24 protein-coding genes are annotated in these 22,767 nt (G+C 60.5%); 17 read left to right on the plus strand and 7 right to left on the minus strand.

Annotation, left to right across the window (positions count from 1 at the left end; genetic code table 11):
- Window positions 1-21: 21 nt before the first annotated feature.
- Both Q5Y75_RS14575 and Q5Y75_RS14580 read right to left on the minus strand, forming a co-directional pair.
- A complete protein-coding gene (locus tag Q5Y75_RS14575) occupies window positions 22-996 on the minus strand; it encodes an HAD family hydrolase (RefSeq protein WP_306198673.1) in 975 nt (324 codons plus the stop codon).
- A 75-nt stretch (window positions 997-1,071) separates the two neighbouring features.
- Window positions 1,072-2,604: an arylsulfatase gene (locus Q5Y75_RS14580; protein ID WP_306198676.1), complete on the minus strand. Its 1,533-nt coding sequence runs from the start codon at window positions 2,602-2,604 to the stop codon at window positions 1,072-1,074.
- Window positions 2,605-2,922: 318 nt separating this feature from the next.
- Between Q5Y75_RS14580 and Q5Y75_RS14585 the strand changes: the two genes are divergently transcribed.
- Genes Q5Y75_RS14585 through Q5Y75_RS14610 form a run of 6 tightly spaced genes read left to right on the plus strand, consistent with a single transcriptional unit; the run spans window position 2,923 to window position 9,171 of the window.
- Window positions 2,923-3,906 (plus strand): AAA family ATPase, encoded by a 984-nt coding sequence (locus Q5Y75_RS14585; protein ID WP_306198677.1) that lies wholly within the window; start codon window positions 2,923-2,925, stop codon window positions 3,904-3,906.
- A 31-nt stretch (window positions 3,907-3,937) separates the two neighbouring features.
- Window positions 3,938-4,882 carry a DUF58 domain-containing protein gene (locus Q5Y75_RS14590; protein WP_306198679.1) on the plus strand — a complete coding sequence of 315 codons (945 nt, stop codon included), beginning with the start codon at window positions 3,938-3,940 and terminating at the stop codon, window positions 4,880-4,882.
- A complete protein-coding gene (locus Q5Y75_RS14595) occupies window positions 4,879-5,361 on the plus strand; it encodes a DUF4381 domain-containing protein (protein ID WP_306198681.1) in 483 nt (160 codons plus the stop codon). The genes Q5Y75_RS14590 and Q5Y75_RS14595 overlap by 4 nt, the downstream gene beginning before the upstream one ends.
- Window positions 5,358-6,338, plus strand: a complete 981-nt coding sequence (locus Q5Y75_RS14600) for a VWA domain-containing protein (protein WP_306198684.1) — start codon at window positions 5,358-5,360, stop codon at window positions 6,336-6,338. The genes Q5Y75_RS14595 and Q5Y75_RS14600 overlap by 4 nt, the downstream gene beginning before the upstream one ends.
- Complete coding sequence (locus tag Q5Y75_RS14605; protein ID WP_306198687.1) at window positions 6,335-7,855, plus strand: VWA domain-containing protein; 1,521 nt, start codon at window positions 6,335-6,337, stop codon at window positions 7,853-7,855. The genes Q5Y75_RS14600 and Q5Y75_RS14605 overlap by 4 nt, the downstream gene beginning before the upstream one ends.
- Window positions 7,852-9,171 (plus strand): hypothetical protein, encoded by a 1,320-nt coding sequence (locus Q5Y75_RS14610; protein WP_306198689.1) that lies wholly within the window; start codon window positions 7,852-7,854, stop codon window positions 9,169-9,171. Before Q5Y75_RS14605 ends, Q5Y75_RS14610 begins: the two co-directional genes overlap by 4 nt.
- A gap of 420 nt (window positions 9,172-9,591) precedes the next feature.
- Here the strand turns inward: Q5Y75_RS14610 and Q5Y75_RS14615 are convergent, their stop codons facing one another.
- Window positions 9,592-10,050, minus strand: coding sequence for a hypothetical protein (locus tag Q5Y75_RS14615; RefSeq protein ID WP_306198692.1), 459 nt, complete (start codon window positions 10,048-10,050; stop codon window positions 9,592-9,594).
- A gap of 95 nt (window positions 10,051-10,145) precedes the next feature.
- Here Q5Y75_RS14615 and Q5Y75_RS14620 point away from each other — a divergent pair, with 95 nt between their 5' ends.
- The 11 genes from Q5Y75_RS14620 to Q5Y75_RS14670 all read left to right on the plus strand — a co-directional run bounded on the left by Q5Y75_RS14620 (window position 10,146) and on the right by Q5Y75_RS14670 (window position 19,271).
- Window positions 10,146-10,628, plus strand: coding sequence for a hypothetical protein (locus Q5Y75_RS14620; RefSeq protein ID WP_306198694.1), 483 nt, complete (start codon window positions 10,146-10,148; stop codon window positions 10,626-10,628).
- 228 nt (window positions 10,629-10,856) lie between these two features.
- Complete coding sequence (mtgA, locus tag Q5Y75_RS14625; RefSeq protein ID WP_306198696.1) at window positions 10,857-11,594, plus strand: monofunctional biosynthetic peptidoglycan transglycosylase; 738 nt, start codon at window positions 10,857-10,859, stop codon at window positions 11,592-11,594.
- 59 nt (window positions 11,595-11,653) lie between these two features.
- Window positions 11,654-12,319, plus strand: coding sequence for an FtsZ-binding protein FzlA (gene fzlA / locus Q5Y75_RS14630; RefSeq protein ID WP_306198698.1), 666 nt, complete (start codon window positions 11,654-11,656; stop codon window positions 12,317-12,319).
- 90 nt (window positions 12,320-12,409) lie between these two features.
- Window positions 12,410-12,673: a hypothetical protein gene (locus tag Q5Y75_RS14635; protein WP_306198701.1), complete on the plus strand. Its 264-nt coding sequence runs from the start codon at window positions 12,410-12,412 to the stop codon at window positions 12,671-12,673.
- Between the two features lie 104 nt (window positions 12,674-12,777).
- Window positions 12,778-12,942 carry a hypothetical protein gene (locus Q5Y75_RS14640; protein ID WP_306198704.1) on the plus strand — a complete coding sequence of 55 codons (165 nt, stop codon included), beginning with the start codon at window positions 12,778-12,780 and terminating at the stop codon, window positions 12,940-12,942.
- A gap of 1 nt (window position 12,943) precedes the next feature.
- Window positions 12,944-13,537, plus strand: a complete 594-nt coding sequence (locus Q5Y75_RS14645; RefSeq protein ID WP_306198706.1) for a TetR/AcrR family transcriptional regulator — start codon at window positions 12,944-12,946, stop codon at window positions 13,535-13,537.
- Window positions 13,534-13,785, plus strand: a complete 252-nt coding sequence (locus Q5Y75_RS14650; protein ID WP_306198708.1) for a hypothetical protein — start codon at window positions 13,534-13,536, stop codon at window positions 13,783-13,785. The genes Q5Y75_RS14645 and Q5Y75_RS14650 overlap by 4 nt, the downstream gene beginning before the upstream one ends.
- A gap of 31 nt (window positions 13,786-13,816) precedes the next feature.
- A complete protein-coding gene (locus Q5Y75_RS14655) occupies window positions 13,817-14,962 on the plus strand; it encodes an aromatic ring-hydroxylating oxygenase subunit alpha (RefSeq protein ID WP_306198767.1) in 1,146 nt (381 codons plus the stop codon).
- A complete protein-coding gene (locus tag Q5Y75_RS14660; RefSeq protein WP_306198710.1) occupies window positions 14,959-16,023 on the plus strand; it encodes a ferredoxin--NADP reductase in 1,065 nt (354 codons plus the stop codon). The genes Q5Y75_RS14655 and Q5Y75_RS14660 overlap by 4 nt, the downstream gene beginning before the upstream one ends.
- Window positions 16,024-16,158: 135 nt before the next feature.
- On the plus strand, window positions 16,159-17,196 hold the full coding sequence (gene queG / locus Q5Y75_RS14665; protein ID WP_306198712.1) for a tRNA epoxyqueuosine(34) reductase QueG: 1,038 nt from the start codon (window positions 16,159-16,161) through the stop codon (window positions 17,194-17,196).
- 71 nt (window positions 17,197-17,267) lie between these two features.
- On the plus strand, window positions 17,268-19,271 hold the full coding sequence (locus Q5Y75_RS14670; protein WP_306198715.1) for a hydantoinase/oxoprolinase N-terminal domain-containing protein: 2,004 nt from the start codon (window positions 17,268-17,270) through the stop codon (window positions 19,269-19,271).
- 8 nt (window positions 19,272-19,279) lie between these two features.
- Here Q5Y75_RS14670 and msrA read toward each other — a convergent pair whose 3' ends face one another.
- The 4 genes from msrA to Q5Y75_RS14690 form a co-directional block, all read right to left on the minus strand.
- On the minus strand, window positions 19,280-19,792 hold the full coding sequence (gene msrA, locus Q5Y75_RS14675; RefSeq protein WP_306198718.1) for a peptide-methionine (S)-S-oxide reductase MsrA: 513 nt from the start codon (window positions 19,790-19,792) through the stop codon (window positions 19,280-19,282).
- A complete protein-coding gene (msrB, locus tag Q5Y75_RS14680; RefSeq protein ID WP_306198722.1) occupies window positions 19,789-20,238 on the minus strand; it encodes a peptide-methionine (R)-S-oxide reductase MsrB in 450 nt (149 codons plus the stop codon). Before msrB ends, msrA begins: the two co-directional genes overlap by 4 nt.
- A 101-nt stretch (window positions 20,239-20,339) precedes the next feature.
- On the minus strand, window positions 20,340-21,659 hold the full coding sequence (locus Q5Y75_RS14685; RefSeq protein ID WP_306198725.1) for a GH1 family beta-glucosidase: 1,320 nt from the start codon (window positions 21,657-21,659) through the stop codon (window positions 20,340-20,342).
- Window positions 21,659-22,693, minus strand: a complete 1,035-nt coding sequence (locus Q5Y75_RS14690) for a LacI family DNA-binding transcriptional regulator (protein WP_306198728.1) — start codon at window positions 22,691-22,693, stop codon at window positions 21,659-21,661. The genes Q5Y75_RS14685 and Q5Y75_RS14690 overlap by 1 nt, the downstream gene beginning before the upstream one ends.
- Window positions 22,694-22,767: the final 74 nt, after the last annotated feature.

Here is a 22,767-nt window from a genome sequence, read left to right on the forward strand (position 1 = left end):
TCCTGATGTCCTTCCCCGGTGCTATTGTGCGCCAGTGTAGATGCGCGACCAGTCCCTGGCCATATCAACGATGAGCCAGCCCAAATTCGGGCCGTTTTCCAGCCCATCGCACAACCGACCGATATGGCTGTCACAGTCATAGGCCACTTCACGCTCTCCATCCGTATGATGCACAATCAGACCCAACCGGGGTCCGGCGCCTGCCGTGGTCCATTCGATCATCGCGTAATCGCCATCCGAGTTGCCGCCGCCAATGATCGGTCGTTTGCCGATGATCCGGTCGATATTTATCGGCTTGCCCTCCTTGTCGTCGACAAAACCGATCGCGGGTTGTTTGGTGATGGTTGGGACGCCGTCGATCACCTCATAGGAGGTCTCGGTATAGGTGCCGATGACCTGTTCAGTCGGGATGCCATAGGCGGCCTCGGCAAAGACCCGCATGAAATGGATGCCGCCGCCGGACACAATATAAGTCTTGAACCCTTCGTCGCGCAGATAGCGCAGCAATTCCACCATTGGCTGATACGTCATCTGGTCATAACGCAGCCCGGTGACGGGGTGGCTTGCCGTTGCAACCCAATTGGCAACGCTGGCCTGAAAGTCATCGACGTTCAGGCCGCTATGGGTTGCGCCCAGAACCTCGATCACCGCCTCTTTGCCCCCTTCCGCCAGAGCCGAATAATCGCCCTCTGCCGCAGCCTTGAGCGCATCAGATGTAATCAGGCTTGGATCGTCCTGCGCCATCTTCTGAAACGCATCGACCGCATAGATCAGTTGGAAATACACCGGCTGCTCACCCCAGAGCGTTCCGTCATTGTCAAAAACGGCGATACGGTCGGACGGCGTGACATAGTCATCGGATGCGGCATCGGTAACGTTTTCCACGAACGAAATGATCCGCGCCTTGCTGTCGGTGTCATTCCAGGATGGCAGGGGGTCTGCGCGCGCGGCAGAAAAGATAAGCGAAAACAAAAGGGGCAAAGAAAGGCGAAGCATAACAATGGACCTTCCCGGTCTGAAAGGAGAAGGGCCGCCACTTTGCGGCGGCCCGGATTGATCCAATAACGAGGATCAGTCGCCCACGGGCGCAAGCATCTTGTCCATCACCTGATCCAGATTGAAGCTGGCAGCCTTCTGGCGTGGTGGGAATTCCTGGAATGTCGCCAGGAAATTGCCCACATATTGCTGCGCCGGCACCAGGAAATAGGCCCGGTCAAGCAACCAGTCATAATAGGTGTTCGAGGTCCGGTAGGCGCGCTCATAGGGATCACGGCGCAAATTGATGATCAACGGGATGCGCAGTTCCGTCCATGGTTCCATCCAGGCGCGCAGGGTGCCCCAGGCCTTCTGCTCAAGGAAAATCAGCTTCCAGTCGTCATAGCGCAGCGCCGTCAGGTCGCCGTCATCCGAGAAATAGAAAATCTCCTTGCGCGGGCCTTCTTCCACTTCGCCCTTGAAATAGGGCAGGAAGTTGTAGCCATCCAGATGCACCTTGTATTCACGCCCGATGGCCTGAACGCCGCCCTGCATCAACTCTTCCTTGATGTTGTCACGGCCCGCAGCGGCCAAATAGGTCGGCAGCCAGTCCATATGATGCATGATCTCGTTCGAGACCGAGCCAGGCTCGATCAGGCCGGGCCAGCGCACCATCGAGGGCACCCGCCAGCCACCTTCCCAGTTGGTGTTCTTTTCTCCCCAGAACGGAGTCATCGCGGCATCCGGCCAGGTGTTCATATGCGGGCCATTATCGGTCGAATAATGCACAATGGTGTTGTCGGCGATGCCCAACTCGTCCAGCAGGTCCAGCAATTGGCCGACATGCATGTCATGTTCCAGCATGCCATCGGTATATTCGTCGTTGCCCGGATTGCGCCGATCGTCGGCCACATGGGTGCGGAAGTGCATCCGCGTGCCGTTCCACCAGACATAGAAGGGCTGTCCCTGCTCGTGCGAGCGCTTGATGAAGTCAATGGCCGCGGCGACGGTTTCGTCATCCACGGTTTCCATGCGCTTCTTGGTCAGCGGGCCGGTATCCTCGATCGTGCCATCGGCCTTGGACTTGATCACACCACGCGGGCCATAGGCCTCGCGGAAGGTGCGGCCATCGGCCAGAACCTGGTTGCCGGGATAGTCTTCGTTCTCGGGCTCTTCCTCGGCGTTCAGATGGTAAAGATTGCCGAAAAACTCATCGAAACCATGGTTGGATGGCAGATGCTCGTCCTTGTCGCCCAGATGGTTCTTGCCGAACTGACCGGTAACATAACCTTCTGCCTTGAGCAGCCCCGCGATTGTCGGGTCTTCCTCCTGCATCCCCAGATCAGCGCCCGGCAGGCCCACCTTGGACAACCCGGTCCGGAACACCGACTGTCCCATGATATACGAAGACCGCCCGGCCGTGCAGGATTGCTCGCCATAATAGTCGGTAAAGATCATGCCATCATTGGCGATTCGGTCGATATTGGGCGTGTGATACCCCATCAGACCCATCGTGTAGGCCGAGATGTTGGACTGGCCGACATCATCCCCCCAGATGACAAGAATATTGGGCTTTTGCTCTTGCGCGGTGGCGGGAACCGCCAAAAAGACCGCGCAGGTTAACGTCATTAATGGCCGGATGATCCGCCGGGGCTCAAAGGCAGCAAACATGTTTTCAAACCTTTTTCGAGTAGTAGGGAACGCGCCCAGCTTACACAGAAAATTGAGGCTTTGTGTTAAAAATTGATTTATGAACTCGCCCAAATTAGTCTGATCCACGGACGGAGCGCGCCTCCGGCCACAATCCGGATGCGTTTGAAAGCTGATTGAATTCAATATTGTAGCCACAGGAGCATGTTCTCCGCCTGCTCGCAAGGATTGAGTGGCGACACAAACCGGTTTGCTTTGGGTGTAAAAGCAGGCTTTGGGCAATGACGGAGTATCCCCATGTCCGCACATGATCAAATCCTCGATCTCAAAGCCCGGATGGGTCAGTCCATCATCGGGCAGACCGAGGTGGTCGAACGCCTACTGATCGGCTTGCTGGCCAATGGCAACCTGCTGATCGAAGGGTTGCCAGGACTGGCCAAGACACGTGCCGTCAAGGCGATGGCCAAAAATCTGGACGCGCAGTTCAGCCGCATCCAGTTCACACCCGATCTGCTGCCCTCGGATGTCACGGGAACCGAGGTCTATGTTCAGGGCGGCGGCACGTCCGAGTTCCGGTTTGAGCCGGGACCGATCTTTGCCAATATCGTGCTGGCTGATGAGATCAACCGCGCCCCCGCCAAAGTGCAGGCCGCGCTGCTGGAGGCGATGGAGGAGCGCCAAGTCACGGTGTCGGGCACGACGCATAAGATGGAACCCCTGTTCATCGTCATGGCCACGCAAAACCCTATCGAACAGGAGGGCACCTATCCCCTACCCGAGGCACAGATGGACCGGTTCCTGATGCATGTGAAAATCCTCTACCCACCGGTTGAAGACGAGGTCGAGGTCATCCGCCTGGTCCGGGGCGAGGAACAGTCGGCCAGTCAGCCCAAAAAGACTAGTTCGGCCAAACCCTCCCCCATTCTGCAACAGACTGTCTTTGATGCGCGTGCGGAAATTTCGGGTATTCACGTCGCGGATGCGATGGAGCGCTACTTTGCCGATCTGGTCTATGCCACGCGAACCCCCGCAGCCCTGAGCGCGGAACTGGCCAGCTGGATCGACGTCGGTGCCAGTCCGCGCGCCTCGATCGCTCTGGACAAATGCAGTCGCGCTCATGCCTGGCTGGCCGGGCGAGACTATGTCGATCCGCTTGATGTCCGGGCCATTGCCCATGACGTTTTCCGCCATCGCATCACATTGAGCTACGAGGCGCAGGGCGCTGGCCTGTCGCAGGATGACGTAACCGACGAGATCATCAAACTGGTTGCCCTGCCATAACGGCAGGCCTTTGGCCGAGGATGCTACGCCAATGATGCAGAAGGCAGCGATCACAGAACCCGGGCATGATCCCCGCATTCATGTCGACCTGCAACAATTGGTCGCGCTCAGACGACGCGCCTCGCGGCTGAGCTTCCTGCCCCGGCAACCGGCGAATTCGGTTCTGAACGGCCGCCATGCCTCGAAACTGCGCGGCCGGGGACTGAATTTCGAGGAACTGCGCGCCTATCTGCCCGGCGATGATATCCGCACACTGGACTGGAAGGTAACGGCCCGTACCGGTACGCCCCATGTCCGGGTCTATACCGAAGAACGCGACCGCCCCACGCTGCTGCTGGTAGACCAACGCATATCGATGTTTTTTGGCAGCCGAGTCTACATGAAATCTGTCATCGCCGCCGAGGCCGCCGCCATCGTAGCGCATCTGGTGTTGGCGCAGGGCGATCGGGTCGGCGGGTTGGTCTTTTCAGACGACGCCATCGCCGAACACAGGCCCGTGCGCTCGCCAGTGGCCGTGCGCCGGATGCTTGCCTCGATCGCTGACGCCAATGGTCGGTTGTCGGCCCGAAGTCAGGCCATGCGGCCCGACCTGTTCAACCGGATGCTGCGCTCCGCCGCCCGGATTGCCAAGACAAACTATCTGGTCCTGATCTTCTCGGACTTCGACGGTGTTGATGCCGCGTCCGAGCCTCTGATCCGCAGGCTCGCCCGGCATAACGACCTGCTGCTGTTCAACATTGCCGACCCGATGGCCGCGCACATTCCCGAAAATACACGCCTCGCCATATCGGATGGCGCCTTGCAGGCAGAGATCGACACCTCCCCTGCCGAGACTCACAAACAGATAAAAGCCTTTGCGCAGGACCGGCTGACGCTGATCCGGGGCTGGGCACAGAAATACCAACTGCCTTTTCTGCCGCTGTCGACGCAATCCCCTGCGCTGGATCAGATCTCACATCTGTTGGGGGCGTCATGAACCCGGATCTGCAAGGCCTCAACCTTGTCGAACTGATCGACATTTTGGAGCCCGCGCCCGAACCTGCGCCAATCTCGATGATACCGCAAACTGTTGGGTGGCTCTGGCTGGGACTGACACTTGTCTTGCTGGCGGGGTGGCTGATCCGGCGGGCCATAAAGCATCGCCAAGCCAATGCCTATCGCCGTGCAGCCTTGGGCGCGCTGGCCGAAGCGGGGGATGATCCGGCTTGCGTCGCTGATATCCTGCGCCGCACTGCATTGAGCGGATTTCCACGCGGCGAAGTTGCGGGATTGACCGGCAAGGATTGGCTGCACTTTCTCGATCGGACCATGGGCGGCGACCAGTTTTCCAATGGCGCCGGGCGCGTCGTCGCGCAGGCCCCTTACCGCCCGGTTCCGGCATCTCTGGAGCTGACCCGGTTGGCGCGCGACTGGATCGTCACGCATAAACAGCCAAAAGCAAGGGGCCTGAGATGATCACGTTGGTGCATCCCTGGCTCTTGCTCCTCTTGCCGTTGCCCTGGCTGGTCTGGCGGTTCCTGCCGCCGCACCGCGAAGAGGTCACGGCTATCCGAGCCCCCTTTTTCCGGCAGTTGACGGAAGCGGCGGGCACAACGCCGCAGGCAGGCGCAACGGTTCTGCACCGGAGCCGCGTTCAGATGATCGCTGCACTCCTCGTCTGGACACTGATCGTGATCGGGCTGACGCAACCTCAGCGGCTGGGCGATCCCATCGTGATCGAAAAATCCGCCCGCGACGTTGTTCTTGCCCTCGATATCTCGGGCTCCATGGATCAGCGGGATTTCATCGGCGAAAACGGGCAAAGGATGCAACGGCTGGACGCTGTCCGCGATGTACTCAAGACCTTCATCGCCGAGCGCGACGGCGACCGTATGGCTCTGATCGTCTTCGGCACGCGCGCCTTTGTACAGGCGCCTTTCACCGAAGATTTGCAAAGTCTTGACGGGTTCCTCGATCAGACGCAGGTAGGTATGGCCGGGCCAAACACCGCCATCGGAGATGCAATCGGTCTGGCGATCCGCATGTTTGACAGCAGCGATGTCGATGAGCGTCTGATCGTCCTGCTCAGCGATGGAGCGGACACCAACAGCCGCGTCTCGCCAGTGAATGCAGCTGAGATTGCCGCCGACAAGGGCGTGGTCATCCAGACCATCGGTGTGGGCGACCCGGAAGGGGCCGGAGAGGACCGCGTCGATCTGGCCGCACTGCAAGATATCGCCGCCCGCACTGGTGGTGCATTCTTTTACGCCGATGACAGTGCGGCCCTGTCGCAGGTCTATGAGCAGATCGACGCCATGGCCCCGCGCATCGTCGAAGAGACGAGCTATCGCCCGACCCTGTCGCTTGTGTGGATGGCCAGTCTGTTCGCCGCCTTGCTGGGTGTCGCGACGCTTGTTGCTTTGCTCGTGTCACGGTCTCGGAGGCAGGCATGACGGGTTTTGTCGATGCCTTCCACTTCCTTCGCCCCATCTGGCTGTTGCTGCTGCCGGGGATTGGGCTGCTTTGGTATCTTGCACGACCCCGCCGCAAGCCGGACGGTCCCGACACCCTTCACATCGCCCCGCATCTGGCAGAGGCGCTGCGGGTTGGTTCAAACGCCCGGCGGCGGGTTCAGCCCATCGACAGTGTCGTTCTCTGTCTGAGTCTGTTGACACTGGCCGCGGCCGGGCCATCCTGGAGCCGGATTCCCAACCCGCTGATCGCGGAATCTGCGCCGCTCGTTGTGGCGCTCAAGGTGACGCCTTCGATGCAGGACACCGACCTCGCGCCGTCGCGCCTTGATCGCGCACGGTTCAAGATCCTTGATCTGATCGCCGCGCGGGCAGGCGCGCGCACCGCGCTTGTGGCCTATGCCGGCACCGCGCATCGGGTCGCACCGCTGACCGAAGACCCCGATATCCTTCGCCCGCTTTTGCAAGCGCTCAGCCCCGAGGTCATGCCCGTCGAAGGGGACGATGCTGCCGCCGCATTGGCACTGTCGATGGATATTCTGGGCGCCGCGGAAACGGCCGGCGCCATCCTCTTTGTGCTTGACGACCTTGATCCGGCCATGGTTGCAGCATTCACCAACGATGACCCCGCGCGGCCACCAGTGGCGATGTTGGTTACCGTGCCCGCCGGGCAAATCCCGGCCCAAATCGCGGGGCTGGCGGGTGTCAGTACTGTCGGGTTGAGCGCTGATGATTGGGACATCGCGCAAATCGAACGACAGTTGATCTCAGCACAACAGATGGCACAACTGGACGATGAGCGACTGGACTGGGACGATCGCGGCTGGTGGCTGCTCTGGCCAGCCGCGCTCATAGCGCTGCTGTGGTTCCGCCAGGGCTGGACCATGCGCTGGGGTGTCGCCATCATCGTAATCACCGCGCTTCAAATGCCTATCGGCGCACGCGCCGATGGATGGCGGGACTGGTTTCTGACACCCGATCAACAAGGGCAGCTTGCCTACCGGAACAAGGATTTCGCCCGAGCCGCTGATCTGTTTACGGATCCGATGTGGAAAGGCCACGCATTGTTGCGCGCGGGCCGCTATGAGGAAGCGGCAGAAGTATTTGCGAGGCTGGACAGTGCCGAGGCTGCCTTTTCCGAAGGTCTCGCGCGGATCGGTAACCGTGATTACCGCCCCGGTGCGCGGGCCTTTGAATCCGCGCTTGACCGCCAGCCGGATTTTCCCGCCGCCGCCAAAAACGCCGAGATCGCCTGGGCCATCGTCGAACAGGTCGAAAGCACCCGCGAGCAATCCGACACCGGCGAGGAAAGCGGCATCGGCGCAGACGACATGGCATTCGACAACGAAGCACAGCGCGGCGCGGCCACGCAAGTCGATGCCCCTATGGACCAGGCATCGGCACTGTCCCCCGACCAGTGGATCGACAGCATCGACACCGAAATGGGGGATTTCCTGCGCAGCCGGTTCCTTTACGACAATGTCGGGGGAGGCACATGATCCGCGCTCTGATTGCCATAGCCTTCCTGTGCATGGGTACTGGCACTGCCACCGCGCAAGACCCGCGCGTTACGGCTGAACTGGAGAGTGACAGTACAATTGTCGGTCAGCCGCTGCTGCTACGCATTTCGATCCTTGTGCCGACATGGATGCCCGAACCACCGGTCTTTCCTGCTGTCGAACTTCCCTCGCTGCTGGTCCGCCAGCCCGAGCGCGCCTCTGGCCCGATCAGCGAGAATATCGATGGCGAAACCTGGTCGGGCGTGCGCCGCAGCTATCGCCTCTACCCACTCGCGGGCGGCAGTTTTACGCTGCCGCCGGGCGACGTGACACTCACCTATGCCAACCCCGAAACAAATGCGCCCGTGACATTCGCTGCCCTTCTTCCCGAACTGACCTTCGCCGCCACCATCCCCGACGGGGCATCCAGCCTTGATCCGCTCATCATCGCCAGCAGCTTCGAATTGCAACAGCAGCTTGACGGAGATACCGGCCTCACTGTCGGCGGTGCCGCGACCAGGACCATTACAGCGAAAATCACCGGCACCTCACCAATCATGATCCCTCGCCTGACCGCCGCGCCTGACGGAGAAAGCCTGCGCGCCTATCCCAAAGACCCACAGATTGAGGAGAAAGAAGACCGCGGTCTGCTGTCAGGCACCCGCGCCGAAACAACAACCTATGTCGCTCAAAACGAAGGGGTCGACACACTGCCCGGCCTGTCGCTCGACTGGTTCAACATTGAAACTGGACAGCTGGAAACCGCGACGGTTCCCGCCGTTGAGATGTCGATTCGCGGCGCTGTCTCTGGTGAGGGGGAAAAGGCGAAAGCATGGTATCTTTCCAAATCGCTTTGGTGGGTGCTGGGGTTGGGCGCAGTCATCGCACTTGCGATCAGGGTGTTTTCGGCGCGCGCAGGACTGTGGATTGCGGCCCTGCACACACGGGTCATCCAAGCCGAATGGTACGCCTCGCATAAGGTTGTCAAAACCATATCGCGTCGAGATTTGACAGCTGTTTCGACCGCGCTTTCTGAGTGGAAGAACCACTATCCCGGCGCGCCAGAACAAAGCTTCTCGGCGCTAATTGATGGCATGGCCTCAATCGGCAAGGCCCGGTTTGGGGTGCAGACCGAAGAGGCGGATGCAAACTGGCGCGCGTTACGTTTCGAGTTTTCAACCACCCGCCGTCGTTTGCGGCGCGATATCCACCGCGCGCGTCATAGCCCGCAACTGCACCACCTGAATCCGACCTGGTCCAATAACTCAAGCCGCTCTCAAAACGCAATGAATAGGTTGCAAACTTCTGAGCATTGACATTCGTGGTGCATTGAGCGGGACCGCCAACTCATCAAAAGGCGAACCTGCCCGATGCTCGGCTCGGCGATGCAAGGATGCCAGGAACGGCCCGGTGTCAGGTCACGCGCAGCTCATCAGCGGGAACACCGTGCTGGGCGAGGAAACTCAGGACCGTTGAGAGGATCAGAAGCCCGAAGGAATTCCCTCTCATCCGCCCGTTGTGATTGGCGATGAGCTTCCGGTTGCCATTTGATACCTTGAGCCAGATGGGCGCGCCACCCCGGGCCCGAAGGGGGTCCCATCGCGTCAACAAGGTTGAAACCGCGTCGCATCTGGCGAACGCTACCAGCCATCTTCGGAAATCCGGCGACATTGACTTTTCGATGAGTGATCGTGTCGCCCAAAAGATTGGTGAACTTCTTGACTGAATCGCCCATATTAGACCCGGATCAACGCATAGTCGAACAACCGGGCCTCGTCGCGGTTGGAATCGAACAGTCCTGCCAGTACATGGGGTTGTTTCGTTGACGAGCGCCAGACCCCGAAAGGAGCGCTGGCAGCAAGATCGCCCGCAAGGTTGGAAGCGCAGCCCAGCGCGCAGCCAGGAAACTCGCCCCCATCACCAAGCAGCATGCCGGCAAGATTGGCTCGGTCATTGGCGGCGCGATTGCCGGACCTGCAGGTGCTGCGGTCGGGTGCAAACGGGGATACACGCAAGCGCAGGCGGCAGAATTGGGCAAGCAAATCTACCAGAAACTCTCGGTCGCCGAAAAGTTCATAGAGTTGGCCCTCAAATCCGGCGTTTCCGGCGAAGGTGACGATGAATATCTCGACTTCCTCGATGAAGAGGCAGCATTCGAACTGGACCTCCAGCAGGCTTCGAGGTCTCACCGCCAAGGCGGGCGAATGTCTTCGCGACGTGATTGCGCTAAGGCATTGCGCCAGGCCGCGCGCTATCTTCTGCGGGTTGAACGCCGCCTGAGCGCCGGGTCATGACTGCGATGGTCACACCGATGGCGCGCGCCGCACCGATTGGGGCGAGCGCTCCGGGCGCGGCCTATTCGCCCGCATGGTTCGTTCATCGACAGATCGCCAATGCAGAACGATATCTGGCCGGACTCGCACCCTTTCGCGAAGACGAGTTCGGATCGTCGGCCAACCCGCCTAGCCCTGCACATATCCGAGCCGCGCAGGATATCGGCCAGATGCGCAAGGTCAGCGACGTTCGGAACTGGCCTACATGTCGCAACGCGCGATCTAAGACGTTTCGCCTCGATGTGGAAATCGGTCTTGAGCTTCGAACCGCACGTATCTGCGCGGGTGGCGGTCTTCGAAACTGCAAACATCACGCCCGGCAGTATCCGACGGCAGCGCGAGCGATGCATTTTCGGTCCAAAAATACGGATAAGTGCTGTTGGCCGGTTTGGCGCGGCACCGGATTTCAGATGTTAGATAAAATGTTGAGCGCGACCTAGGGTTGGAAGGAAAATTACAATATTTCATAATCTTATAAGATCTCCAGGCAGCATATAGCTTCACCATTTCCACGCCACTAACGGCCGTCGGAAACCCTGAATCAAAGGCGGCCTTGCCCATTCTCGGGATCGCCCTTCTGTAAGGGGCATTATTTGTTGAGCGTGAAACGCCTTCTTCTTCCGCAAGATCACCTTTGCAGACACGCGGAGCTCGCCTATACATCCCCTATGGCGAAACAGGCAGCCCGCAAGTCAGGCAAAAAATCGAGCAAATCGCGCCAGAAAACCCGCAAACCCCTCCTCAACAGGGTGGGATCTATTGTGGTGCGCGCCTGCCTGGTGGTGATTGTTCTGTTCACGGCGTTGATCTTTCTCTTTGCCTTCGTGAACCCGCCCGTCACGCACACCATCTGGTCAGAGTGGCGGCGGCTAGGATCGGTGGATCGCGACTGGGTGGCGATTGAGCAGATCTCTCCGGTCATGGCGCGCTCGGTCGTGGCGGCAGAGGATGCAAATTTCTGCCTGCATTGGGGCTTTGATGTCGAGGCAATCCGGGACGCGATCGAAGATGGCAGCACGCGGGGCGCCTCGACCCTGTCGCAACAGGTGGTCAAAAACGTCTTTCTCTGGCAAGGCCGCAGCTGGGTGCGCAAGGCGCTGGAAACCGCGCTGACCCCAGCGGTCGAGGCGATCTGGTCAAAACAGCGTATCGTCGAGGTCTATCTAAACGTGGCTGAGATGGATGAGGGCGTGTTCGGTGTGCAGGCGGCGGCGCAAAGCTATTTTCAGGTCGACGCGCAGGACCTGACGCCCTTGCAGGCCGCACGCATCGCCGCCGTGTTGCCCGCGCCCAAGACACGTTCAGCCTCAAAACCCACCAGTTTCGTGCGCCGCCGCACCGCCTCGATCATGGACGGGGCGGCCACGATTCGCGCAGACGGTCGCGCCGCGTGTTTCGAGGATTGAAAAAAACCGCGCGGCAAGGCATCTCTGGACCACCCTTTTGTCTTTGAAATTGGAATATCATGGCGCGTCTGTTTCATGTTCCCCTCTCGCCCTTTTGCAGAAAAGTCCGCCTGTCGCTGGCGGAAAAGAAGATCGAGGTCGAGCTGATCGAAGAACGCTATTGGGAACGTGACCCCGATTTCATGCGTCGCAACCCGGCGGGCAAGGTTCCGGTTTTGAAACTGGATGGCCGCATGATGGCCGAAAGCGCGGCGATCTGTGAATATATTGAGGAAACCCGCCCTGAACCGGCCCTGATGCCCAAATCACCCGAGGATCGCTATGAGGTTCGGCGGCTGGTCAGCTGGTTTGATGACAAGTTCCACCACGAGGTGACTGCCAAGCTGCTCTATGAGCGGGTGAACAAGAAGGTCACCAAAGAAGGTTATCCCGACAGCCGCAACGTCAAGGACGGCGCCAAGGCGATCAAGTACCACCTGGACTACATGACCTGGCTGCTGGATCATCGCCGCTGGCTGGCGGGCGATGCCATGTCGCTGGCCGATTTTGCCGCTGCAGCGCATCTGTCATCGCTCGACTATATCTCTGATGTGGATTGGAACCGCAGCCAGCCGGTCAAGGACTGGTACGCCAAGATCAAATCGCGACCGGCCTTCCGCTCGATCCTGGCCGATCAGATCCCCGGGTTCCGACCACCTGCTCACTACGCCGATCTGGATTTCTGAGAGCCCACGGTTTGGGCTCGACGTTCTCGCGCCCCATTGGCAAAGCGCGCGGAACGGGGTCGCAGATGTGGTGACTACTCTGGGTGTCCAATGCGCCACAAGCGAACCTTTGAATTCATGGAAGAGGTTTCGCAACTTGGCCGACAGAAGGCCGAACAGATCGTTGAGTTCACCCCGCATAAACACGAAAGGTCCGGCGGCGCATGGATCGGGGACTGGGTGATCACACCCGAGGTGTTTCTGCTGACCTCCGGAGCCTTGCACTGGGCGCAGGCCTTGTTCGCTGGGCTGACTTTTAATCCCAAAAAGATGGCAAAGCGGTGTAGTTATTCGACCACAGTATCTGCCGGTTAGGCGTGCTGGCGCAAACAGTACCTTTTCGACATTAAGCTGTCTCTATTGACAGTTAATAGTTGCGTCTTTAAATACTGTCATAACTGACAATTTAAGGCAGCTTGATGCAATCTATCAAACTCCTCTCCTTCACGGTTCTTGCCGCTACTGTCGATTGCGCGGCCTTTGCCGCCATGGAGCGTCGTGGCTTGCCGTCAAAATTCGTGGCCGCGACCGTCACCACCGGCAAGACGGCTAAATCGACGCTTCGGCTGAAGTATTGGAACTGACGTGGCTGGACGCCCTTCAAACCGCGACGAACGTTATGCGCAGGTGATGCAGGCATTGGTGCGATGTGTGGCGCGCTTTGGGTTGGAGGGCGCTTCTCTGACCCAGATCGCGGACGAGGCCGGGCTGACCCGGCCATTGATCCGCCATCATCTGGGCAATCGGGACGAAATGATCGCCGCGCTGCAAGGCTATGTGCTGGAGAGCTTTGCCGAGCAGACCGAGGCGTTGATCGCCGCCTTGCCTGAGGACGCAACTGGTGCAGCATTGGTCGATATTCTGTTCTCAGAAACGACGGGATCGTCACCGGACATGATACTGGCCTTTGCGGCATTGACGGCGCGTGCTGCCGAAGACGCAAATCTGCGCGCCGCCTGCCGCGAATCCCTTCTGGAGTTCGAGGCCACGATCACCGGAGTTCTGCGTCAAGACCATCCACAAGCCGAAGATCATGCGATCAATGCCGCAGCCCATGGCATCCTAGCGCTCTATCTTAACGTGGCCTCTCTGGCACCGTTGGATATGCCGACGGAATGGGCACATACCGCGCATGCCCTCGCGCGTAGCCTGTTGAACAGGTTGGGCGATCCGTCATGACGCAGGCTAGCGCACTCAACTACGCCGCCTTCGCTGCGCTGATGACGGCCACCGCACTTGGCTATCAGTCACTCTGGGGGCTGCTGTTCATTTATTGGACGGTTCAGAATTACCTGACGGGCCATGCCTTCCTGTTGTCAGAGGTAACGCTGGAGGAAGACCCGGCTCTCTATTGGCTGATCCAAATCGCCTGGTTCGTCTTCGCCATCCTGCTGGTGATGGCTGATATTCTGCCTGGCTGGGACTGACGCCAATCTGAGGAGTACCGAATTGAGTCGAATGCTGCACTTGTTGCCTGTTGAGGCCTATACCTCGCAGGCGTGGTTCGATCGCGAAATGCGCGATATCTTTTCGAAAACTTGGCGCTATGCAGGCTTCATGGAGGATATCAGCGAACCCGGCCAGTTCATCACGGTTCAGGCCGGGCTGAACAACATCTTCATTGTGATCGGTCGCGACCGCCGCCTGCGCGCGTTTCACAACATCTGCCGCCACCGGGGCACGCAACTGATCCGCGCCGTCGGCAAGACGCAAAAGGCGCTGACCTGCCCCTATCACGACTGGACCTATGATCTGGAAGGCAACTTGGTGTCGGTGCCCGAAGAACAGGAAGAATTCGGTCAGGTCGACAAATCCTGCCTGGGCCTCAAACCCGCCAAGGTCGATATCTGGAAGTCGATGATCTTTGTGCATCCCGACCCCGACGCGCCCTCCATCGCCGAATGGTTCGGGCCGGTCGAGCCGCATATCGGCCCGCATATTCCCGAGGAACTGGTCGAATACGAAGAGCTGAACAACAGCTACGAGATCAAGGCCAACTGGAAGGTGGTGGTCGAGAACTACATCGACGTCTACCACCTGAGCCACCTGCATTCGAACACGCTGCAGATGTATGACCACAAGGCAGCGAAATACCACTGGGAAGGCCCCCACTACATGTTCTGGGAGCCGCCGGTCGAGGCATTCCTGAAGGATCAGGAAAGCAAGCTCATTGCGCCACGGGTGATCCCCGAGGACATGAACGGCGCCTGGGTACCGATGCTGTTCCCGGGGATCGGGCTGGCCGGGTCCGAGGACGGCTGGAACGTCTTCATCGTCGAACCGCTGGGCCCTGAACTGACCCGCGTCACAAATCGCGGGCGGGTATCGAACAGCTCGGGCTGGGAGTTTGCCAAGCAGGAAATGCGGTCCTCGAACTTCTGGACCAAGTTTGGCCTCAGCGGGAAATACGAAGACCATGACGCCATGAGCGAGGATGACCCAATGGTCGCGGGCGACTTCACCGGCGAGGAAATCTACGCCTGCGAACAACAGCAGAAATCGCTGAAGTCTCCCTATTTTGAGGTCGGCCCCGCCGCCGTCGGCGAAAGCCCCGTGGTCGACCACCAGAAGGTCGTTCTGGAATGGTTGGGAGACGCCAGATGAGCGCGCGCAATTTCCACCCGCTGATCGTTCTGGACACAAGCGAGGAAATCGGCGGCATGGCCAGGACGGTCATGTTCGACGTGCCCGACGCCCTGCGCGAAACCTTCGCTTGGCGGCCCGGCCAGCACCTGTCGTTCCGCTTCATGGTGAACGGAGAGGAACAGCGCCGCAGCTACTCGATTTCGTCCTCACCCTTCACCGGTGACCCGCTTCGGATCACCGTGAAGCGGGTCCGGGACGGCGTAGTCAGCAACCACATCAACGACAATGTACGAAAGGGCGACGTGATCGACGTGATGCCGCCCTTCGGCGGGTTCTGCCTCGATCCCGGCGCAACGGCACGCCGCACACATTACTTCTTTGGCGCGGGCTCGGGCATCACCCCGCTTTATGCGATGCTCAGCTCGGTGATGGCGGCGGAACCCAACTCCTACGCGCATCTGGCCTATGGCAACACCAACGAGAAATCCATTCTGTTGCAGGATGATCTGAACAGGGTCTGGGAAGCCAACCCCGACCGGATGACGATCCACCACATCTTTTCCAAACCCGGCTTCTGGTCCTCCGCCGATTACTGGCGCAAGGGCATCATCGACAAACCCGCGATCAAGGCACTGATCGCCGAGAACCCGCCTTATGCCCAGGACACGCAGTACTATATCTGCGGGCCGGGCGGGATGAACAGGGCCGTCAAATACGCGCTGATGTCGCTCGACGTGCCCGCAAACCGCATCCACATGGAAAGCTACGGAGGCGCGGCAGAGTTTGACACCAGCGTCGAAGGCATGGCGGCAACGGCAGAAATCACGCTCGGCGGCACTCAACACGCCATCGGCATAGCCAAGGGGCAAACTATTCTCGACGCGGCCAGATCCTCGGGTTTGAAACCTCCGTTTTCCTGCCAGTCCGGAGTTTGCGGTGCCTGCCGCGCCCGGCTGACCAAAGGCGATATCCACATGCGTGCCCGCATGGCGCTGGAGGACGTGGAGATTGCAGAAGGGGCGGTCTTGACCTGCCAGTCGCTGCCAATGTCAGAAACCCTGTCGCTCAGCTATGATTGATTACGTCCAAGCGGGCGAGGTCCGCGAATGACCAGAGAGCTATGGCCCCGGCCCAGCAACCCGAGGGAGACACACGTCGCGCGCGGTGTTGAGGCCAGGTGTTGACCAAGGCAATGCGGCAGATATTTTAGCCGGATGAAAATCGGATCGGGGTTAAAGGCGAAACTGGTGCAACAGGCCCGGACCGAAGGGTTCGTGTCCTGCCGTCTTTGCCGACCATGGGATGTGCCCGAAGTACCGGGGCAATTGGCGCGGTTTATCGAGGCGGGCTATCACGGGCAGATGGGCTGGATGGCCGAGCGAACACATTGGCGCGGCGATCCACAGGCTTTATGGCCCGAGGCGAAAACCGTGATCATGCTGGCCGAAAGCTATGCCCCGGATCACGATCCGCGCGACGTTCTGGAGCAACGGGACAAGGGCGCGATCTCAGTCTATGCGCAGAACAAGGACTACCACGATCTGGTCAAAAAACGCCTCAAGCGGTTGGCGCGCTGGCTGATCGGCGAGGCGGGCGGCGAGGTGAAGGTGTTTGTCGATACGGCACCGGTGCCTGAGAAGGCTTTGGGGCAGGCAGCCGGGCTGGGCTGGCAGGGTAAACACACCAATCTTGTCAGCCGCGATTGGGGCAATTGGGCCTTTATAGGCTCTGTTTTTACCACGCTTGACCTGCCCACTGATCCGGCCGAGCCCGATCGCTGCGGGTCGTGCCGCGCCTGTCTGGACGTTTGCCCGACCGATGCGTTTCCCGCCCCCTACCAGTTGGATGCGCGGCGCTGCATTTCTTATCTGACGATCGAGCATAAAGGACCGGTAGATGTCGCGCTGCGCGACAAGCTGGGCAACCGGATTTATGGCTGCGACGACTGTCTTGCCGCCTGCCCGTGGAACAAGTTCGCGGTAGCGGCCAGCGATCTGCGCTATGCGGCGCGCGACGACCTGCGCGCCCCTGATCTGGCAGAACTCGCTGCGTTGGATGATGCCGGGTTTCGTGCGAAGTTTTCTGGCTCGCCAATCAAACGGATCGGGCGGGACCGGTTTGTGCGCAATGTGCTCTATGCCATCGGCAACTCGGATGATGCGGCGCTGAAGCACGTCGCGCAGGCCTTGCTGAACGATCCCGACGCGGCGGTCGCTGACGCGGCATCCTGGGCTGTCGGGCGCTTGTCATAAATGACGCAAACAGGCTGGATGTTTCGACAATCGCGCTCTACCTCTCGGCTGGCAGGATGCAGGAGGCAGGCATGACCCTTGCTTTGGGGGTGGATACGGGCGGCACCTATACCGATGCGGTGTTGGTGCGGGACGAGACCGAGGTGGTGGCAAGCGCCAAGGCGCTGACCACGCGGTCCGATCTGGCGATTGGCGTCGGAGCCGCCGTGCGCGCGGTGCTGGACAGCGCGGATGTGGGCGCGGATCAGATCGCGCTGGCATCCTTGTCGACCACCCTTGCCACCAATGCGCTGGTTGAGGGCCAGGGCGGGCGCGTCGCCCTGATCTATATCGGGTTCCGGGACAGCGATCTGGACCGGCACGGGCTGCGGGACGCTCTGAAAGGCGACCCGGCGCTGGTCATTGCGGGCGGGCACAGCCATGCGGGGAGTGAGGCCGCCGCCTTGGACACAGACGCGCTTTCTGCCTTTTTAGAGACTGATAGTGGCGTTTCCGGCTATGCGGTTGCGGCCCAGTTTGCCACCCGAAACCCCGCGCATGAGTTGGAAGCTGCGCGTATCATTCGTGCGCGGACCGGCGTTCCGGTCACCTGTTCGCATCAGCTCTCGGCCAAGCTGAACGGGCCGAAGCGGGCGGTCACGGCAGTGTTGAATGCGCGCCTGATCGGCATGATCGACCGGTTGATTGGCCGGGCACAGGATGTGCTGGGAGAGTTGGGCGTCACCGCGCCGATGATGGTGGTGCGTGGCGACGGGGCGCTGATGTCGGCAGAACAGGCGCGGGCACGACCGATTGAGACCATTCTCAGCGGCCCGGCAGCCTCAATCGTGGGCGCGCGCTGGCTGACCCGTGCGCAGGATGCGCTGGTCTCGGATATAGGCGGCACCACCACGGATGTTGCCCTGATCCGAGATGGCAAACCTGCCATTGACCCGGCAGGCGCACGGGTGGGCGCGTTCCGCACCATGGTCGAGGCGGTCGCGATGCGCACCGGCGGTCTGGGCGGGGACAGTCAAGTTCACGTGCAGGCCGAAGGGTTGCGCGGCGGCGTCCTGCTCGGCCCGCGCCGGGTACTACCGGTCTCACTTATCGCGCAAACGGCGCCCGAGGTTGTTCATGACAGCCTTGATGCCCAACTGCGCGCGCCAACGCCGGGCGAGCATGATGCCCGCTTTGTCCGCGCCGTGGCCGGGATGGAAGCTGGCGGGCTCGGGCCGCGTGAGCAAGCCCTGCTGGACCGGATCGGCGACGCGGTGCACCCGATGGGCGCACTGCTGCGCACACGGATGGACCACGCTGCGCTGAACCGTTTGGTGGATCGCGGGCTGGCGCAGGTGTCGGCGGTGACCCCGACTGATGCCTGTCACGTTCTCGGCACCTTGTCGGTCTGGGACAGGGACGCCGCAGAAAAGGCCCTGACACTTGTCGCGCGCAAACGGATCGGCTCGGGCAATCGCCTTGCCGCCGAGGCGCAGGATATAGCGCGCATGATCATCGACCAGTTGACCGAACAGACGGTGGAGACTCTGCTCGAGGCGGCATTTGCCGAAGAAACGGCAGAATTTGGTATACCGCCGAACCATTTGGCGCGTCACGTTCTGACCCGCAAGGGCCTGTCGGCGCATCGCGGTTTGCTGGCCCTTGATACCTGGCTGAACGTCGATGTCATTGGACTGGGCGCCTCGGCCCCGACCTACTACCCGGCAGTGGGAGAGCGACTGCGTTGCCGCATGGTGCTGCCGGACCATGCGGGCGTGGCGAATGCAATCGGTGCCGTTGTGGGCCGTGTCACCTTTCGGCGCAGCGGCGTTGTCACCGCGCCGTCAGAGGGCAAGTATCGGGTGCACCTGGACAGCGGCCCGCGTGACTTTGGCGACCCTGACGCCGCCATGTCGATGCTCGAAGACACGCTACGAAGCGTTGCGCAGGCCGAAGCGCGCGCGGCAGGCGCCGAGGATATCCGCCTGATCGCCACGCGCGACATCCGCACCGCTCAGGTCGAAGCGCGCGATGTGTTTGTCGAAGCAACCCTTACGGTCGAGGCCAGCGGGCGACCCCGCGTGGCCTCGGGCTAAAACAGAGCCTATTCAGCGGCATCCATACGTTTCGGTAGCACCCAGTCGGGGCGCGGGAAGTGGCAGGTATAGCCGTTGGGGACACGTTCCAGATAATCCTGATGCTCCGGCTCGGCCTCCCAGAAATCGCCGACAGGCTCCAGTTCGGTCACCACCGTTCCAGGCCAGAGACCCGAAGCATTCACGTCGGCAATGGTGTCAATCGCGGTCTGTCTCTGGGCCTCGTCCACATAATAGATGGCGGAACGATAGCTGAGACCCAGATCATTGCCCTGCCGGTTCAGCGTGGTGGGGTCATGGATCTGGAAAAAGAAGGCCAGTAGGTCGCGATAGCTGATCACGGCAGGATCAAACATGATCTCGATCCCTTCGGCATGGGTGCCGTGATTGCGATAGGTCGCGTTGGGCACATCCCCACCGGTATATCCCACACGGGTGTTGGACACTCCAGGTAGTTTGCGGATCAGGTCCTGCATTCCCCAGAAACATCCGCCAGCCAGTACGGCGCGTTCACTTGTCATGCGATATCCTCCACTTGGTCCAGATATTCCCCATAGCCTTCCGCTTCCAAATCATCGCGGTGGATGAAGCGCAGCGAAGCCGAGTTGATACAGTAGCGCAGCCCGCCATGTTCGCGCGGCCCGTCCGGGAACACATGGCCCAGATGGCTGTCACCATGGGTCGAGCGGACCTCGGTGCGGATCATGCCCAGCGTCCGGTCTTCCAGCTCCTGCACATGGGCAGGCTCGATGGGTTTGGTGAAGCTCGGCCAACCGCAACCGGACTCGTATTTATGGGCCGAGGCGAATAGCGGCTCACCCGACACGATGCAGACATAGATGCCCGGTTCCTTATTGCCCAGATGCTTGCCGGTGCCGGGGCGTTCGGTGCCGCTGCGCTGGGTGACGTGGAATTCTTCGGGCGAAAGCGCGGCAATCGCGTCCGGGTCTTTGAAATATCGGCTCATGATACCCCCGATGTCGTGTCTCATTTGACTAACAAATGGGGCGCATCGGTGCAAAGCAAAGAGTTGTTTCGTCCCGCTCGCAAGGACGTGTGCTGCGCGGCCTAGCGCAACATCGCCGCTAGCGCGTGGTAAGAGGCCTTGGGCGTGCGCGTCAGATTCTCGAAATCCACGTGCACTAGGCCAAAGCGTTTTTCATATCCCAACGCCCATTCGTAGTTGTCCAGCAGCGACCAGACCATGTAGCCCGCGACCGGAACGCCCTCTGCGATGGCGGTTTTGACCGCGTCCAGATGGTCGTTCAGATAGTCGATCCGCATCTGATCCGGCACTGCGCCGTCCTTGAGCCTGTCGTCATTGGCCATGCCGTTTTCGGTCACGTAGATTGGCAGGTCGCCGGTATAGTCGCGCGCGGTACGCTTCAGGAAATCATAGAGGCCCTGCGGATAGATCTCCCACCCCATCTGGGTTTTGGGCAGCGGGCCGGGCACCTCGTGATGATGCGGCCAAGGTCCGTCATCCGGCGCGATGAGTTTGCGGGTGTAGTAGTTCACCCCGCACCAGTCGACCGGTGTACTGATGGTGTCAAAGTCATCCTGCCAGTTCTCGGGCATATGCGGCCCTAAACCGGCCAGCACATTCTCGGGATAGCATTTCTTGAACACGCCGCTCAGGAAGAAGTGGTTGTAATAGCCGTCATAAAGATCGGCAGCCTGCCGTGCCTCGGGCGAGCTATCGGCGGGTTCGGCCCATTCCATGTTGAACACAGCGCCCAGATTATCCATGCCCAGCGCCCGCATCGCTTGAATGGCGCGCCCATGCGCGAGCATCACATGATGCATGGCGCGGGCGGTGGCGCGGATGTCGCGCAGACCCGGTGCGTGATGGCCAAGGAAATGGCTCAGCCAGCCCACACACCATGGCTCGTTGATCGGGGCGACTGAATGCACACGGTCGCCGATCCGGCCCATGATGATCTCGGTGAAATCAGCGAACCAACCGGCGATGTCGCGATTGCGCCAGCCGCCCAGATCGGCCAGGGGCGAGGGCAATTCCCAATGATATAGCGTAGCGAGCGGCTTGATCCCGCGCGCCAGCATCGCATCGACCAGGCGGTCGTAGAAATCCAGCCCCTCGGTATTTACCGCGCCGCGCACCTCCGGCAGCACCCGCGCCCAGCTGGTGGAAAAGCGGTAGGCGTCGAAACCTGCCGCCGCGACCAGATCGAGGTCGTCTTCATAGCGCAGGTAATGCTCGCAGGCGCGCGCGCCGTTTTCTGCACGGACCACATTGCCGGGGGTGGCGGCAAAGCTGTCCCAGTGGGTCGGCCCGGCACCGCCTAGAGCGTGACCTTCGATCTGATAGGCCGAAGTGGCCGCGCCGAAGGTGAAGCCGGGGGGGAAGTCCTGCCTTGAATGGCGCATTATCGTCTCATCTCCGGCGCGGGGCCTGTTGAACGGCCCACCACCAGTTCGGCCTCCAGCATATGGGTTTGGTTAGGTGCATCGGGCTGCTCGATCTTTTCGATCAGCATTCGCGACAGAATTTCTCCGGCCTGCTGCACTGAGGACCGGGTGGCGGTGAAAATCGGCACATCCGAACCGTTGCGCAGATAAGACAGATCGTCGTCATGGGTGATGACCGACACATCGCGTGCAAGCGTCAGCCCCGCCTCGTCAATGGCCCGGCGCACCCCGATGGCCGAGATCATCGACGCGGCGAGGATCGCGGTGGGCGGATTCTCCATCTTCAGCATCTCTCGGGTCTCACGATGGCCGTAAACCTCGGTCATCTCGGCACTGCGCATCAGGGCCGGATCAGGCTCTATTCCGGCGGTTTTCAGCGCTTCGACATACCCTTCGCGGCGGCGATGGGCGAAATCCATTTGCTCCAGCCCATTGATCAGCGCGATCCGCCTATGCCCCAGATCGAGCAGAAACTCGGTCGCCCGCTGGAAGGAACGTTTGTTGTTCACATCCACCCAGCCATAGCTTTCATCGATCCCCGAGGAACGGCCATGCACGATAAACGGCAAGCCAATGCGGTTGAGCAGCGGGATACGCCCGTCGTTCACCCTGGGTCCCTGCAGGATGACCCCGTCGACCGAGCCCTTCGCCACCAGCGCGTGATAGACCTGTTCCTCATCCCCGTCATCGACACGGGTGAACATCATGTCATAGCCGAATGCTGCATAGGCGCGCGAGGCCCCTGCAATAAAGTCACCAAAGACCGGATTGACCATCTCATGCTGGGTCGAGGCCGGAATCACATGGCCGATCACCATTGCCCGCCCGGTCGCCAACCCTTTGGCGCGGCTGTTGGGGCGATAGTTATGCGCGCGCGCCGCTTCTTCGACACGCCGCCGTGTCGCCTCGCTCACCTCGGGATAGCCGTTCAGCGCACGACTGACGGTAGTCTGCGACAATTGCAGTTTCTTGGCGAGGGTTTTTAGGTTCATGGGGCGCTCAAAGCGCTTTCAATTTTCATGAGTAATTTGTGAAAGGAATAGCACGCCGCGTCAATCTATTTTGG

The organism is Ruegeria discodermiae (genome assembly GCF_030758345.1).
Taxonomy (GTDB): domain Bacteria; phylum Pseudomonadota; class Alphaproteobacteria; order Rhodobacterales; family Rhodobacteraceae; genus Ruegeria_C.